The organism is Enterococcus mediterraneensis, from assembly GCF_900604485.1.
Lineage (GTDB): Bacteria > Bacillota > Bacilli > Lactobacillales > Enterococcaceae > Enterococcus_C > Enterococcus_C mediterraneensis.
Genome location: NZ_UWOP01000001.1, coordinates 1,063,306 through 1,079,013, shown reverse-complemented (window position 1 = coordinate 1,079,013; position 15,708 = coordinate 1,063,306). Strand labels below are relative to the sequence as shown.

General features: G+C 43.0%; 11 protein-coding genes and 1 other annotated feature (1 of these 12 only partly in view). Of the genes, 8 read left to right on the top strand and 3 right to left on the bottom strand.

The window, feature by feature from the left end; genetic code table 11:
- Positions 1 to 88 (top strand) — a binding site (T-box leader); it begins 116 nt to the left of the window's first position.
- A 55-nt stretch (positions 89 to 143) separates the two neighbouring features.
- Together leuS and EFB00_RS05155 are read left to right on the top strand one after the other, a co-directional pair.
- Positions 144 to 2,558, top strand: coding sequence for a leucine--tRNA ligase (gene leuS, locus EFB00_RS05160; RefSeq protein ID WP_122645840.1), 2,415 nt, complete (start codon positions 144 to 146; stop codon positions 2,556 to 2,558).
- Between the two features lie 143 nt (positions 2,559 to 2,701).
- A complete protein-coding gene (locus EFB00_RS05155) occupies positions 2,702 to 4,831 on the top strand; it encodes a HelD family protein (RefSeq protein WP_122645839.1) in 2,130 nt (709 codons plus the stop codon).
- A gap of 46 nt (positions 4,832 to 4,877) precedes the next feature.
- Here the strand turns inward: EFB00_RS05155 and EFB00_RS05150 are convergent, their stop codons facing one another.
- Positions 4,878 to 6,377: a UDP-N-acetylmuramoyl-L-alanyl-D-glutamate--L-lysine ligase gene (locus EFB00_RS05150; protein ID WP_122645838.1), complete on the bottom strand. Its 1,500-nt coding sequence runs from the start codon at positions 6,375 to 6,377 to the stop codon at positions 4,878 to 4,880.
- Positions 6,378 to 6,576: 199 nt separating this feature from the next.
- Between EFB00_RS05150 and EFB00_RS05145 the strand changes: the two genes are divergently transcribed.
- From EFB00_RS05145 to EFB00_RS05135, 3 genes are all read left to right on the top strand, one after another.
- Complete coding sequence (locus EFB00_RS05145) at positions 6,577 to 8,217, top strand: putative polysaccharide biosynthesis protein (protein WP_122645837.1); 1,641 nt, start codon at positions 6,577 to 6,579, stop codon at positions 8,215 to 8,217.
- 165 nt (positions 8,218 to 8,382) lie between these two features.
- A complete protein-coding gene (locus EFB00_RS05140; protein ID WP_122645836.1) occupies positions 8,383 to 9,105 on the top strand; it encodes a pseudouridine synthase in 723 nt (240 codons plus the stop codon).
- A 223-nt stretch (positions 9,106 to 9,328) separates the two neighbouring features.
- Positions 9,329 to 10,366 carry a M23 family metallopeptidase gene (locus EFB00_RS05135; RefSeq protein WP_241153410.1) on the top strand — a complete coding sequence of 346 codons (1,038 nt, stop codon included), beginning with the start codon at positions 9,329 to 9,331 and terminating at the stop codon, positions 10,364 to 10,366.
- An 86-nt stretch (positions 10,367 to 10,452) separates the two neighbouring features.
- Here EFB00_RS05135 and EFB00_RS05130 read toward each other — a convergent pair whose 3' ends face one another.
- Positions 10,453 to 11,304, bottom strand: a complete 852-nt coding sequence (locus EFB00_RS05130) for an RluA family pseudouridine synthase (RefSeq protein WP_122645834.1) — start codon at positions 11,302 to 11,304, stop codon at positions 10,453 to 10,455.
- A 200-nt stretch (positions 11,305 to 11,504) separates the two neighbouring features.
- Between EFB00_RS05130 and EFB00_RS05125 the strand changes: the two genes are divergently transcribed.
- Complete coding sequence (locus EFB00_RS05125) at positions 11,505 to 13,658, top strand: PBP1A family penicillin-binding protein (RefSeq protein ID WP_122645833.1); 2,154 nt, start codon at positions 11,505 to 11,507, stop codon at positions 13,656 to 13,658.
- 47 nt (positions 13,659 to 13,705) lie between these two features.
- Complete coding sequence (locus EFB00_RS05120; protein WP_122645832.1) at positions 13,706 to 14,047, top strand: YlbF/YmcA family competence regulator; 342 nt, start codon at positions 13,706 to 13,708, stop codon at positions 14,045 to 14,047.
- A gap of 94 nt (positions 14,048 to 14,141) precedes the next feature.
- Here EFB00_RS05120 and EFB00_RS05115 read toward each other — a convergent pair whose 3' ends face one another.
- A complete protein-coding gene (locus tag EFB00_RS05115) occupies positions 14,142 to 14,396 on the bottom strand; it encodes a hypothetical protein (protein ID WP_122645831.1) in 255 nt (84 codons plus the stop codon).
- Positions 14,397 to 14,711: 315 nt separating this feature from the next.
- Between EFB00_RS05115 and EFB00_RS05110 the strand changes: the two genes are divergently transcribed.
- Positions 14,712 to 15,650: a 2-dehydropantoate 2-reductase gene (locus EFB00_RS05110; RefSeq protein ID WP_122645830.1), complete on the top strand. Its 939-nt coding sequence runs from the start codon at positions 14,712 to 14,714 to the stop codon at positions 15,648 to 15,650.
- Positions 15,651 to 15,708: the final 58 nt, after the last annotated feature.

Sequence of the window (15,708 nt, the reverse complement as noted above, 5' to 3'; positions counted from 1 at the left end):
TAGGCAGATACGGCAGCGGCCGATATCCCGCAAGAGGCTTGCAATCGCAAGTAAAATTAGGTGGTACCGCGTAGATTACGTCCTATAAAAAGCACTCGCTTTTTATAGGATTTTTTTATTATTTTTTAGGAGGAGTCAGTAAAATGAATTACGATCATAAAGTAATCGAAAAAAAATGGCAAAAATTCTGGGCAAAAAACAATGTCTTCAATACCCATGACGATGGCGACAAGCCAAAATTTTATGCCTTAGACATGTTCCCTTATCCATCAGGACAGGGTCTGCATGTAGGGCATCCGGAAGGGTATACAGCAACTGATATCTTGTCACGGATGAAACGCAGCCAAGGCTATAATGTATTGCATCCAATGGGTTGGGACGCGTTTGGTCTGCCAGCAGAACAATATGCCATCGATACCGGGAATGATCCTGCGGAATTTACGAAAAAAAATATCGAGACATTCCGCCGTCAAATCAATTCATTAGGCTTTAGTTATGATTGGAACCGGGAAATCAATACGACGGATCCGGAATACTATAAATGGACACAATGGATCTTCACAAAACTTTATGAAAAAGGACTGGCATATGAAGCAGAAGTCGCAGTCAACTGGGTACCGGAATTAGGAACGGTCATTTCAAACGAAGAAGTGATCGACGGCAAAAGCGAACGGGGCGGTTATGATGTCGTTCGCAAACCGATGCGCCAATGGATGCTGAAGATCACCGCTTATGCAGATCGTTTGTTGGATGATCTGGATCTAGTGGATTGGCCAGAAAGCATCAAAGAAATGCAGCGAAACTGGATCGGCCGTTCAGTAGGTGCGAATGTAACCTTTAACGTAGCCGGAACAGACGAGCAGTTCACTGTCTTCACGACACGTCCTGATACGCTGTATGGTGCGACTTATACGGTGTTGGCGCCAGAACTTGAGCTGGTCAAAAAAATCACTACCCCGGAACAGCAAGCAGCTGTCGAAGCTTATATCGAAGAAGCGGCTAAAAAATCTGATCTGAACCGTACTGATCTGTCGAAAGAAAAAACTGGTGTCTTCACTGGTGCCTATGCGATCAATCCAGTCAACGGCAAAGAAATCCCTATCTGGATCGCTGATTACGTGCTGGCTTCTTACGGAACAGGTGCCATCATGGCAGTACCAGCTCATGATGAACGGGATTATGAATTCGCTAAGACCTTTGATCTGGAGATCATCCCAGTCTTAGAAGGCGGCAATGTGGAAGAAGCGGCCTTTACTGAAGATGGACCGCACATCAATTCTGATTTCTTGAACGGATTGAACAAAGAAGACGCGATCGCTAAAATCGTTGAATGGTTGGAAGAAAAAGGTATCGGTAAAAAAGAAGTCAGCTACCGTCTGCGGGATTGGCTGTTCTCTCGTCAACGCTATTGGGGTGAACCGATCCCTGTGATCCATTGGGAAGATGGGACAACGACGACGGTTCCTGAAGAAGAACTGCCGTTGACACTGCCGATCACAGATAACATCAAACCAAGCGGAACCGGTGAATCGCCACTGGCCAACATCGAAGATTGGATCAATGTCATTGACCCAGTCACCGGTAAAAAAGGCCGTCGTGAAACCAACACGATGCCGCAATGGGCAGGCAGCTCATGGTATCACTTGCGTTATATCGATCCTCATAACAAAAAATCATTGGCGGATTACGAAAAATTGAAACGCTGGCTGCCGGTGGATATTTATATCGGCGGTGCGGAACATGCCGTATTGCATCTGCTGTATGCGCGTTTCTGGCATAAATTCTTGTACGATCTAGGTGTGGTGCCAACAAAAGAACCATATCAAAAACTATTCAATCAAGGGATGATCCTTGGGGAAAACAACGAAAAAATGTCGAAATCCCGCGGCAATGTCGTCAATCCTGATGTCGTGGTGGAAGCTTATGGCGCTGATACGCTGCGTTTGTATGAAATGTTCATGGGACCATTGGATTCTTCTATCGCTTGGAGCGAAAACGGGTTGGAAGGCAGCCGCAAATTCTTGGATCGGGTATGGCGTCTGATCGCAGATGAAAACGGCAAAATGCGCGATCGGATCACTACTTTCAATGACGGAAAATTGACGAAAGTGTATAATCAAACCGTCAAAAAAGTCACGGAAGACTATGACCAACTGCATTTCAATACAGCGATCTCACAACTGATGGTTTTTGTGAATGAAGCCTATAAAGTCGATGCACTGCCTTATGCATATATCGAAGGATTCGTGCAGTTGTTGGCACCGATCACACCGCATCTTGCGGAAGAACTTTGGGTGATCTTGGGCAATGAAGAAGGCATTTCTTATGTTCCTTGGCCAACTTATGACGAAACAGCGTTAGTTGAAGACGAGATCGAAGTCGTATTCCAAGTAAACGGTAAAGTTCGAGCAAAAGTCAATGTACCAGTAGACGCTGACAAAGCAGCGCTGGAAGAATTGGCGAAAAACAACGAATTGATCCAAGAACATATCGCTGGTAAAACGATCCGTAAAGTCATCGTAGTACCAAATAAACTTGTCAATATCGTTGCAAATTGATCATAAACCAGATAAATCGCGGTACAAGTCCGATAAGACTTGTGCCGCTTTTTTTGCGGAGAATATCGGTTAAAAAGATTGAAACTTTTTTTAGTTAAGCGTATAATCCATAACCTATCCTTTACAAACAGGGGGAAAATGGTATGGTCAACCACAAAGAAGAAACGTATTTGCAGCAGGTTTATGAAGAGATGCTGGCAAAAGAAGTCGAATTGGCAGATTATCTGGATCAGTCGAAACAAAGCGGATTATCGGCTTTGCAGGAGATGCAAAAAGATGTCCGCTTGAATTTTGACAATATCTCCGATAATTTGGATACTTTTGCTCAGCTGGAAATGAAAAATCGCGAGATCGATCAAATGAACATCAAGATGCAGACGGCGGAACAGGAATTATCACAGGTTCGACGCTCGCTGGAGAGTCCGTATTTTGGTAAGGTAGCGGTGGATTTTTTGGATGATGACGAAGAAGATTTTTATATCGGTGTCAACGGCTTTCGCAATCTGACAGGAGATACTCGGGTCTACGACTGGCGTTCACCGATCGCGGAATTGTTTTACAACAATGAATTGGGCCGCTCCAGTTATCAAGTGGACACCCGCCAGATAGAAGTAGACATCCGTACTCGGCGTCAATTCATCATTGAACGGGATCATTTGATCAAGTATTTTGATACGTCTGTTGCGATCCAAGATGATGTACTCTTGGAAGCACTGGAAAACGATACTAGCGGCTTCATGAAAGATATCACCGCGACGATCCAAAAGGAACAAAACAAAATCATCCGGGATACTGCCAGCCGTCATATTTTAGTCAACGGGATCGCCGGCAGTGGAAAAACGTCTACGATCATGCAGCGGATCGCGTATCTGTTGTACTCGATGCGGCAAAAGATCACTTCTGATGATATCCTGATTTTGTCGCCTAATACCCAATTTATCGATTATATCGGTAATGTCCTGCCGGCTTTAGGAGAAAGAAATCCTTGGAATCTTACGATGCGGGCTTTTGTGGAAGAATACGGCGATTGGCCGGTAGAAACAGAAGCGGACTATTTCCAACGGTTGAATGAAGCAGAGTCAGACTATATGCATGTCTTGCGCAGTGCGGAGTTCATCGCTTATATCAAGAAGTCTGACGCATTGCTGCAAGATATCCCGGATCTTTTCCAATCCATCGATTACAAGGGAAAGCCTCTGATCTCAGTAGAGTTTTTAGAGCAGTTGTACCAAGCAACGCCCAATCATCCCAAAATGATCGACAAGATCCAAGCTATGAAAAAACAACTGATCAGTTATTGGGAACAACGGATCATCCGTCAAGCCCGCAGCAGCAAGATCCATGATCAGCTCCTAGGACTTTCAGAAGATATGCAGATGCGCTATTTCGGAGAGCTGATCAGCGATGAATCGGCAGAAAGTCTGTTTTATTACAGCAAAAAACTATTGAAGAAGAAATATCACCGCATCACTCGGGCTTTGGCAGAAAATCAATGGCTGAAAACTGAAAAGCTGTTTGAAAAAATCTATCAGACCTTTACGGATCAGCCTTTGCCAAAAACAACACAGGCTACACTGGACGAAGCGGTCATTCGTCTTTTGATCCAGCATTTATTTGTGGAAGCAATCGAAGTGCCGCAGCTGCGCTTTATTTTGATCGATGAGGTACAAGATTATACGTACGCCCAGCTGTCGTTGCTGTTGGCGCTGTTTCCGCGAGCACAATTTACGATGGTAGGGGATGAGAACCAAGCTATCTTCAATTCCCAGATCCCGTTTGCTGATATCCAACAGTTGTTTGATAAAAATCAGCTGCCCTTGACTCGTTACGACCTTTTGAACAGCTATCGTTCCAGCGGCGCGATTACCAAGCTGTTCCGTCAATTAGTCACTGTTCCTATGGAGATCGTACCGATCCGCTCTGACGGCGCACCGGTAGTCTATCAAAAGACGCAAAATGAAGAAGACTTCCGTCGATTCGTCGAAGGATTACTAACTGATGAGAAGATCCATCAATTGACGATCTTGACGAAAACTGAAGCACAGGCTGTAGACCTTAGAACAGCGCTTGAAGATCTGCTGACTGAAAAGATCCAGATCCTTTCTCTCAGTCTGTCAAAAGGTTTGGAATTCGATCAGGTCCTGTTGTATGATGTTTCCCCAGAAAATTATCATTCAGATCAAGATCAGAAACGGTTGTATACAGCGATCTCCCGCGGGATGCAGGAGCTGTTTATCACTTATAAAGAGGAACTTTCACCGCTGCTTGATTAAAAAAACGTTCACTAAGCCTGGTTTTCCAGTGCTTAGTGAACGTTTTTTACGCTTCGATCAGATGTTTGGCGATCTGGTAGTCTCCTTCATAAGGGGTATCTTCGCCGTTGATCTTTTGATACAGGTCTTGCCCTTTGCCGGCTAAGATCACGGAATCTTCCGCTTTCGCCAAAGCGATAGCCTGAGCGATGGCTTGACTTCGATTCATCTCATAATGGATCTCTAGACTGGGCTCAGTGATGGCTGCGGAAATTTCTTCAGCGATTTTTTGCGGATCTTCAAAGGCTGGATCGTCAGCAGTCAGGATCGCAATATCTGCCTGTTCTGACAAGATCTTGCCGAAATCCTGCCGCCGGGAAAGTGCTTTGCCGCCGGGACTCCCTAAGACGACGATCACACGACCATTGGGATGTTCGTTTTTAGCAAATTCCAAAAGTGTTTTTAGACTTAAATAATTATGGGCATAATCTACATAGATCGCGGCGCCGTTTTGGCTTTGCAGCTGTTCCATCCGTCCGGGAACGCGGGCTTGAGATAATCCATTTTGACCATCTTGAGCGGTTGCACCTACAAGGGCTGATGCAATCAATGCGCTGGCGGCGTTTTCTTGATTGAATCCCCCTGCTAATAAAATTTCATACGTACTGTTCAAAGTTAATGGATCATTTGTATTTTTCAATGTAAATGCTTGTCGTTTTTCCGTCGTTGTCACCAGATAGTCGGCTTCTGACCGTCCATATGTCCATAAAGGAATCTGGTGCAGTTGACAAGTTTCTTCCAACAAATCGTAATAATCGCTGTCATGATTGACAACTGCTTGTTTGGAATTGATCAACAGCTGGCGTTTGCAGTAGAAATAGTCGTCAAATGTTGGGTGTTCGATGGGACTGATATGATCTGGAGAAATATTCAAAAAGATCCCGACATCATAGTGAAGCCCGTAAACCCGCTGTGTCTTGTAGGCTTGCGAGGAAACTTCCATTACAAGATGGGTCATACCGTTTTCCACTGCTTGAGCCATCATACGATAAAGATCCAGCGATTCTGGTGTTGTTAAATGGGATTTGAAATAAGTGACCCCGTCCAGCGTCGTATTCATAGTTGACAGTAATGCAGTCTTTTTATTTGTAGTCACATCCAAGATCGCTTTCGTGAAATACGCGGCGGTGGTTTTTCCTTTTGTCCCGGTAAATGCGACTAGTTTTAATTTTTCTTGGGGGTAATCGTAAAAAGCCATCGACAAGACTGCCATTGCTTTGCGGATATCTGTGACGATGATCCCCAGTTTAGCAGAAACTTCGTAGGGTTCTTCTGCAACGTAGACTTCCAGACCGTTTTCCAGTGCGGAAATCAGGTATTCCGTTTTAAAGTTCAATCCTTTACAGAAAAAAAGCGTCTGAGAGTTTACTGAACGAGAGTCGTAGGAAAGAGCGGTAAAGCTTTTTTCCAAATCAGTCGTCAGATGCCAACCATCTGCAGAGACAAATTCTTTCAATAGATTTTCTTTAAGCAACAAGGTACGAATCGTTTCAATGGAGAAAGACATAATTATAATCCTCTTTTGATTTTTTCATTATTATAGCATAATTCTCCAGCAACACTAAAAAAATTTCGGGAAAGCGAAAAAACGCCGACAAAATATTGCATTCCCGTTAAATTTCCTAAAAGTAATTGCGACTTTGTCTGTTTACAATTAAAATAGAGAATATGCCTTGATACATAAGAAAGTTGGAGAATGTGGACAAATGGAGAAAAAAGCACAACCGACAGAATTAACTAATGAAGAACGGATGGCCCGCGGTTCTGCGTGGATGACCGTCGGCAACATCGGCTCTCGTTTGTTGGGAGCGATTTATATTTTGCCTTGGTATGCTTGGATGGGTGAAAATGCCAAAGCTGCCAATGCATTGTTCAATATGGGCTATAATATTTATGCGCTGTTTTTGATGATCTCGACAGCAGGGATACCTGCCGCCATCGCTAAGCAAACAGCCCACTATAATTCCCTGAATGAATACAGCACCAGTCGAAAATTGTTTATCCGTGCATTGCAGGTGATGGGGATCTTTGGATTGATCACGGCTGGTATCATGTATCTGCTGGCACCGTTTCTTGCGGAAGCTTCCGGCGGTGGAGCAGAGTTGGTACCTACGATGCGTTCGCTTAGTGTTGCGATCCTGGTTTTTCCTTGTATGAGCGTGATCCGCGGATATTTCCAAGGGTTCAAAGATATGCGGCCGTTTGCTATCTCTCAGATCGCAGAGCAAGTCGCTCGCGTCGCTTATATGCTGTTAGCGACCTTCATCATTATGAAAGTGATGAAAGGAGAATACACACAAGCCGTTACACAATCGACCTTCGCCGCATTTATCGGTGTACTGGCGAGTTTTGCGGTATTGGGCTATTTCCTCAAAAAAGAAAAAGTCCGGATGGATACACTTGTTGAATACAGCGAAAAAGAAGCTAAGATCCATACGAAAGAACTACTACTGGATACCATCAAAGAAGCGATTCCTTTTATCATCATCGGTTCGGGGATCACAATCTTCAAGCTGGTGGATCAATTTACTTTTATTCGTGTAATGCAGCAGTTTACCGAATATTCCAGTCAGCAGTTGAAGGATCTGTTTTCAATCTTCAGCGCAAATCCTGACAAACTGACGATGGTGGTGATCGGTTTAGCTACCTCCATGTCATTGACGGGTCTGCCATTGATCACAGAAGCCAAAACCGTGGGAGACCATCGCGGTTTGGCAAAACTGATCAGCAATAACTTACAGTTGTTTTCATTTGTGATGCTGCCAGCCAGTTTTGGTATGATGCTTTTAGCCTATCCTTTGAATACGCTGTTCTATGAACCAGACGCATTAGGAACAAAAGTCCTGATCCAAGCCTGTATCACCGGATTATTCTTGGGGCTCTTCATGATGACTTCCAGTATGCTGCAAGGATTGTATGAAAACGGCGCTGCCATCAAATATTTTGTACTGGGATTGCTCTTGAAGCTGATCTTGCAATACCCGGCGATCCGGATCTTAGAAGTCTATGGTCCCATGGTAGCGACGATGATCGGATTCAGTTTGACGTGCTATTTGAATCTGCGGAAAATGTATAAGATCGCACGCTTCAACTATCCGTTAACATTGCGCCGGACTGTCTTGATCCTTTTACTGACCTTTGTCATGCTGATCATTGCGTTTATTACCCGCCAAGTCGCGGACTTGTTCTTGAATACCGATAGCAAGAGCCAATCATTTATCATGATCTTGTTAGTTGCCGGCACTGGTGGTTTCAGCTATGTCTTTATGGCGTTGAAAGTCCGATTGGCAGATAAACTGTTAGGTCCTTCGGCAATCAAGATGCGAAAAAAATTACGAATAAAATAAAAGAGCGTCTTACGGCAAATGCCGTCTGACAGAAAAATCCGAACGAGAAAGATCGCTCCTGCAGTCGACAAGTCAGCACAAACATCGATGATCAGGAGCTTTCCGACAGCGTTCGGGTCTTTTTTTATCGAGCAGACAGTTTTTAGAAATTAAGGAGTGAAATGAATGCGTTTGGATAAATTTTTAGCGGATATGCAGATCGGCAGCCGCAAAGAAGTCAAAAAATATATCAAAGATCGCCGGGTAACGGTCAATGGACAGGTGATAACTTCCGACAAGATACAGGTCGCGGACCATGATGTAGTCACTTTTGACCATCAGCCGGTCCAGTATCAAAAATATTTTTATTATCTGCTGAACAAACCGCAAGGAGTCGTTTCTGCAACGACAGATCCGCGAGATAAGACTGTACTCGATCTTTTGAAAGACAAAGATCAGCGGGATGATCTGTTTCCGGTTGGTCGTTTGGATAAGAATACTGAAGGACTGCTTTTGATCAGTAACGATGGGGTATTAGCCCATCAGCTATTATCCCCCAAAAAGCATGTTGAAAAAGAATATTATGCAGAAGTAGCTGGGATTTTGACTGTAGAAGATGTCGCCGCATTTGCAAAAGGGATCATAATCGATGGCAATGAACAAACATTGCCGGCGGAGATGACTATTTTAGCTGTAGACCCTAAACAAGAATGTTCCCAGATGCGTCTGATCCTTCATGAAGGGAAATTCCACCAAGTCAAACGGATGGTCAAAGCTGTGGGGAAAGAAGTCACTTATCTAAAACGTGTCAGAATGGGAGATTTATCGTTGGATGAAGAATTGGCATTAGGTGACTATCGCCCTCTTACTGAAGCGGAACTTGCGTTATTGAAAAATGCTGTAAAATAAAAAATCCAGTAGTGAATGCCTTAAGAAAATCCTAACTGTCTTTAAATAAATTTATATAAGACGTAATATAAAGGGGATTTTGTCACTGTTGTGTAACAAAAGAAGCGTTATGTTTCAAATAGATAGAGCGAGTGATAATAAAATGTAATCGCCCTGTTATCCTTTTTATAAAATTTCATGTTAAATTATGCAAAGTGAAAAAATTATGAAAAGGGGACTATTATTGAAATTTAAAACAACTATCGTTTTAGCTGCATTAGTCATGAACCTGGGAGTTTCTGCTACGGCCTTCGCCTCGGAAACCACCGATCAAATAAATAGCACACAAAAAGCATTAACGGCCGATCAAAAAACATTGGCTGATTTACAACAACAAATCAAAGACATTGACCAACAAACAGCAGACTTGGCAAAACAAAAACAAGAAACAGAGAATGCCGCTGAGGAAGCTGCTGAAAAATTGAACAACCTGAAAGAGGAATTACAGACCATTACTCTTGAAGAAACAGAAGCACAGTCCACGATGGCCTCAGATATGTATTCTGTATCGCCTCAATCTTCAGCAAATAATTATTCTCAACGCGTGTTGACAGCTTTTAGAAAATTGAATGATTTAACAGAACAGAAAGAAAAATTGACTGCCGAAAAATCCGACGTACATACTTCATTAGCTACTTTACAAGGAAAAATCGAAACTTTTGCTGATCAAGCGGCTGAACTACAAGCCAAAAAAGCGGAGTTGACAGAAAAAGTCAAAGACACCGATGCCGCGATCAAAAAAGAGAACACGGCAATAGAAAAATTGAAGAAGACTGAAAAAACGGAAAAAGCTAAAGCAGAAGCGGAAAAGAAAACAGCAAAAACAGGATTTGCTTCTCCGTTGGCAACTAAATTATCTGTCAGCAGCGGCTTTGGCGGCCGTCAAGATCCTACTGGTTATTCCGGCACCCAGCATGATGGGATCGATTTACCAGGGGCTTACGGACAAAAAGTCATGGCTGCTCGCGACGGTGTCGTGGAAATGGCAGGAACGGATCCTAGTGCCGGTAATTACGTCATCATCAAACATGACAATGGTTACTATTCTTACTACATGCATTTGAGCAAAATCAGTGTTTCAAAAGGTCAAAAACTCAACGTCGGTCAAACTGTCGGCTTGATGGGTTCTACCGGAAATTCTACCGGCGTTCATTTGCATTTTGGATTAAGTAAAGCGGTTTGGAGCGGATTTGTCGATCCATCTTCATTCTTAGGATTGTAATAGGAATAAACACACTTAGCGGAGCGTTAAGCTCAACTAAGTGTGTTTTTTTACAGCATAAAAGTTGTTCTCAAATAGAGACTATTCTACCAAAGTCCCGGTCCCGCGGTGATTTCCATCTTTTCCTTGGTGAAGGGATGGACCAGAAACATCTGATAGGCATGGAGCTGCAAACGTCCGGTTGGCTTGCCGTACAAAGGATCGCCGATGATGGGATGACCGATACTTTTCAGGTGGACCCGGATCTGATGCGTCCTGCCAGTATCCAACACGCAAAAAATCTCACTTTGTTTTGGATCGGCATGATGGACGGTTATGTGAGTGACAGCTATCTGTCCGTGTCTTTCATCAATGATCCGTTTGCGGCGGTCGTGACGATCGCGGCCGATCTTTTTATTGATGGTGAGATCTCGGGTCAGTTTGCCGGCAACGATTGCTTGATAGCGGCGATAGATCTTTTTTTGTTCCAATAGACGTCCTAAAATCGGCAGGACCAAGGGATTTTTAGCAAATAAAACAACGCCGCTGGTTTCTTTGTCTAACCGATGGACAACATAAGGCCGTTGTTGTTTTTGATGAAGATAAGCTGCTAGATCATTGAAAAGCGTCCCGGTTTCTTGAGGTTGATTAGGATGTGTTTTGATGCCGGCAGGTTTATCGACGATGATCAAATGCTCATCTTCATATAGGACTGCGATATTCTCAGAATCCCCGAAGACAACTTCTTGGTATTGATAGTCTTCATCTTCGAACTGCAAAAGCAGAGTATCGCCGGCCGTGACCTCTTGATGAAACATCGCCGGCTGTCCGTTAAGCCAGACGTTTTTGCGGATACGCAAAAAATGCCGGACTTTACGAGGAACTAACCACTCTTTTTCCAGCAACTCCCGTATGGTGATCGTTGGTTGGTTTTTTGGTAATGTGATTTCGAATTTCATCAGATGATCCTTTCTGTTAAATTTCTTCTAAAGTATAGCATTTTTAGAGGATATTTAAGAAAAAAATAACTTTTTTCCGGAAATTAAATGATATGATTATTTTCATATGAGTGAATAAATCCAGATTCCGTCTTAAGACGCATTTCTTTATGGATTTGTTATGATACACTCAGGAGAAATGAAACAAGGAGTCTGAATAAATGGATTTTCAAAAAATACTTACGAAAATCAAAACGGGGCTGGCTGTTTTTTGGCGTTGGCTCAAACCGTATTTGATTCAGTTTCATCATTGGCGCAAACGGATCTGGAAAAAATATCATGTCAATAAAATCATCATTTTAGTGGGCATGGTCGTCGTCTTGATCACGAGTGCCTATCTATTCTATTTGGCAAAGCAGGTCAATGTCGACCGTTTGGAGTCTGATTTGAAAGAATCGACAGTGGTATACGACAAAGATGGTGATGAAGCCGGTAAACTCTATGCCCAAAAAGGTACGTATGTCGATCTGGATCAGATTTCGCCTTATGTGCGAGATGCCGTGATTTCCACTGAAGATCGGAATTTTTATCATCATCACGGGTTCGATATCATGGGGATCTTACGGGCCGCAGCACGCATGGTGATCAATCGAGATACTTCCGGCGGCGGTGGTAGTACCATCACTCAGCAATTGGCAAAAAACGCCTATCTGACTCTCGATCAGGATTTCAGCAGAAAAGCCAAGGAACTGTTTTTAGCCATCGAGATCGAAAAGAAATACAGCAAAGATGATATTTTGACTATGTATTTGAACAATTCCTACTTCGGAAACGGGGTCTGGGGAGTGCAAGACGCTTCACGGAAATATTTCGGAGTCAATGCCAATGAGCTTTCTTTAGGGGAAGCCGCGACACTGGTAGGAATGCTTAAAGGACCATCCATCTATAACCCTATCGACTATCCGGAAAATGCCAATAGTCGGCGTGATACAGTTTTATCTGTCATGGAAGAAAACAAAAAAATCACCCAAGCACAGGAAAAAGAAGCTTCGGCTGTCAATATCGCAGACTACGTCAATGATACCTATGATCAATCAGAATCCGGGTATAAGTACCCGTATTATTTCGATGCCGTGATCGACGAGGCTGTTAACAAATACGATATCAGCGAAACAGATATCATGAACAAGGGCTATAAGATCTACACCGCGTTAGATCAAAATTATCAGGTGCAGATGGAAGCTACGTATAAAGATGATTCTGTCTTTCCGCCAAATGCCGCAGACGGCGCGATGGTCCAATCTGGTTCTGTCGCATTGGATCCTAATTCCGGCGGTGTTCGCGCACTGGTAGGACGTCGGGGCGAACATGTTTTCCGCGGTTTCAACTTTGCAACTCAGATGAAACGCTCTCCCGGTTCTACTATTAAACCGATCAGTGTCTATGCACCAGCACTTGAGGCCGGCTATCATCCAGATAGTATCTTGAAAGATGAAGAACTTTCTTATTATGATGTAAAAAACTACGACGGGACATACTCCGGCGAGGTACCAATGTATCAAGCGGTGGCTTGGAGTTTGAATGCGCCAGCGGTTTGGCTTTTGCACGAGATCGGGATGAATAAAGGCTACAAAAAAGCGGAAGAATTCGGCTTGTCACTGTCAGAAAAAGACAAGTATTGGGGCGGTGTCGCATTAGGCGGATTGGAAAAAGGGGAATCCCCATTGACGATGGCCAGTGCATACGGAGTTTTTGCTAACGGCGGCAAACGCTACGATCCGCATCTCATCACCAAAATCGTTGACTCGCAAGGGACAGTGATCGTGGATAACAATGATCCAAAAGCGGAACAAGTGGTCTCAAAAGAAACCGCAGATGAAATGACCAGTATGCTGTTGGGAACATTTTCAAACGGGACGGCAGCTCAAGCGCAACCTTACGGCTATACAGTAGCCGGTAAAACAGGGACTACCGAAACCAACTTTGATGCTACCAAAGCCAATGACCAGTGGATCGTGGGCTATACACCGAATGTCGTGATGGCGACTTGGCTGGGTTACGAAAAAACCAGCAAGGATCACTATTTAAGCGGGACTAGCGGTGATGTCGTAGGTCAGGTCTTTCGATCGATGGCACAAAATATTCTGCCATACGTTCCCGAAAGTTCATTTACAGTGGCCGACGCATATCAAACCGGCGGAAAAGTCGTAGCTGCTGATGAAGCTGACACAACAGAAGACAACAGCGACTGGGACAAATCAGTAGATGAATTCACAGAGAATGCCAAAAAAGGACTTTCTGAATTTGGTGACCGAGTAAAAGAAGGGGCAAAAGACCTTATCCGCAATATTTGGGGAAAAATTTCAGGCGATTGACCTTTTTATGTTACAATAAAAGAAATCAGATAAAGCGAGGAAATATCATGGCAAACATTTATGATACAGCGAACCAATTAGAACGCGAAATCCGTCAATCAGAACAATTCCAAGAATTAAGTGCTTCTTTTGACCGTCTGAAAGCCAATGAAGAAGCTTATAGTATCTTCAAAGAGTTTCAAGCATTGCAACAAGAACTGCAAACGAAAATGATGGCTGGCGAAGAAGTTTCTGAAGAAGATGCTCAAAAAGCGCAAGCAATGGCTGAAAAAGTCCAAAAAGAAGACTTGATCAACCAATTGATGCAAACAGAACAAGCCTTCAGCACAGTAGTCAATGATCTGAACCGGATCATTATGGGACCCGTTAGAGAATTGTACGAAGGTTAAACTTTTTTAAAATAAGACAGCACCGGAAATCAAATTTTCTGGTGCTGTTTTTTTGCAGCTTTCAGTGTAAATTCTGCCCTATAGTTTTTAGGTATTATTTTTTACGGATAATTTCCAGCAATCTAGAGATCATACTTAATAAACCATAAATTAGACTGATTAATAAAATCACTTTAAAAAAATTGAACATAAAAGCGATGTTAAACGCATATTTGATCCAAAGAATCCATAAGAACAAAGCTAAGAGCCATTTCTCTTTGGTAGATAATTTACTGATAAGAAGCCATTGCAGGAAATCTTCATTGGTTTGTTTCGTTTCTCTAAATTCATTTTTTATTTTTTTGAACATATTTTCTGCCTCCTTTTTTCAGAGGTATCTGTAAGTTGGGACGCATTCTTTTTTCTGTAATTGCAAAGTAGTTCCAGCGTAAATGAAAATCTTCAGTTGTAGTTGCTTATTTCTACACCGAATCTTGAGTAGCGTTAGCAGAGGTTCTAAAGCGATCCTTTGAAAATCCGGCATAAAAAGTGCAGATTTCATGAGTAAATACTCAAAACTTGATTAAAAACCAGCCATATTCAGCTTGATACCTTTCAGGAACGTGGTATTCCAGGAAAGTTGCGAGTAGAATAGAAGCAGTGAAAATTTGAAGGAGTGATCATTTTGAAAATTCTAATTGCTGGTGCGGGGGCGATGGGCAGCCGCTTTGGTTTGATGTTGCATCAAGGAGGCAACGATGTGATGCTGGTCGACGGCTGGCAAGAGCATGTCGATCAGATCAAAGAGCACGGATTACAAGCAGACTACAACGGTGAAGATGTTGTCGTTGACCTGCCTATCATGGCTCAATCAAACATTGACCAGCCGTTTGCGGCAGATTTGGTCATCCTCTTTACAAAAGCAATGCAATTGGAAGGCATGATGCAGGCGATTCGCCCATTGATCCATGAAAAAACCAATATTTTGTGTCTCTTAAACGGGATCGGACATGAAGATACCATCGAAAAGTATGTGCCGTTGGAGCAGATCTTTATCGGTAATACGATGTGGACAGCTGGATTGGTAGGTCCTGGCAAGGTAAAACTGTTTGGCGATGGATCTATCGAGCTGCAAAACTTAGCACCAGGTCATGAAACTAATGCAAAAGAATTGGCAGCTGCATTATCAGAATCAGGATTGAACGCGAAATATTCGGAGAATATCCATTACTCGATTTATCGTAAAGCTTGTGTTAATGGAACAATGAATGGTTTATGTACATTACTGGATGTAAACATGCATAACTTTGGAATGACTTCCCCAGCTCGCGACATCGTGACAGCCATCGTTGCGGAATTTTCCGCTGTTGCGGCTGCTGAAAATGTTCAACTGGATGTGGCTGAAACAGTAGGTTATGTGGAGCAATGTTACCCAACTGAAAAGATCGGGCTTCACTACCCTTCTATGCATCAAGACCTGATCAAAGATCATCGGTTGACAGAAATCGATTATATCAATGGTGCTATTGTACGAAAAGGAGAAAAATACGGTATTGCTACACCGTATTGTCGTTTCCTTACACAACTGATCCATACAAAAGAAGAGCTGTTGGACGCAAAATAAAAATAGTCCAAACTCAACGGGTAAATAATAAAAGAATTGAAAAGCAAAATCGCCGATC

Coding starts and splice junctions, on each gene's coding strand:
- leuS (WP_122645840.1), top strand. CDS start 144: ATGAATTACGATCATAAAGTAATCGAAAAAAAATGGCAAAAATTCTGG.
- EFB00_RS05155 (WP_122645839.1), top strand. CDS start 2,702: ATGGTCAACCACAAAGAAGAAACGTATTTGCAGCAGGTTTATGAAGAG.
- EFB00_RS05150 (WP_122645838.1), bottom strand. CDS start 6,377: ATGTCTTTCTCCATTGAAACGATTCGTACCTTGTTGCTTAAAGAAAAT.
- EFB00_RS05145 (WP_122645837.1), top strand. CDS start 6,577: ATGGAGAAAAAAGCACAACCGACAGAATTAACTAATGAAGAACGGATG.
- EFB00_RS05140 (WP_122645836.1), top strand. CDS start 8,383: ATGCGTTTGGATAAATTTTTAGCGGATATGCAGATCGGCAGCCGCAAA.
- EFB00_RS05130 (WP_122645834.1), bottom strand. CDS start 11,304: ATGAAATTCGAAATCACATTACCAAAAAACCAACCAACGATCACCATA.
- EFB00_RS05125 (WP_122645833.1), top strand. CDS start 11,505: ATGGATTTTCAAAAAATACTTACGAAAATCAAAACGGGGCTGGCTGTT.
- EFB00_RS05120 (WP_122645832.1), top strand. CDS start 13,706: ATGGCAAACATTTATGATACAGCGAACCAATTAGAACGCGAAATCCGT.
- EFB00_RS05115 (WP_122645831.1), bottom strand. CDS start 14,396: ATGTTCAAAAAAATAAAAAATGAATTTAGAGAAACGAAACAAACCAAT.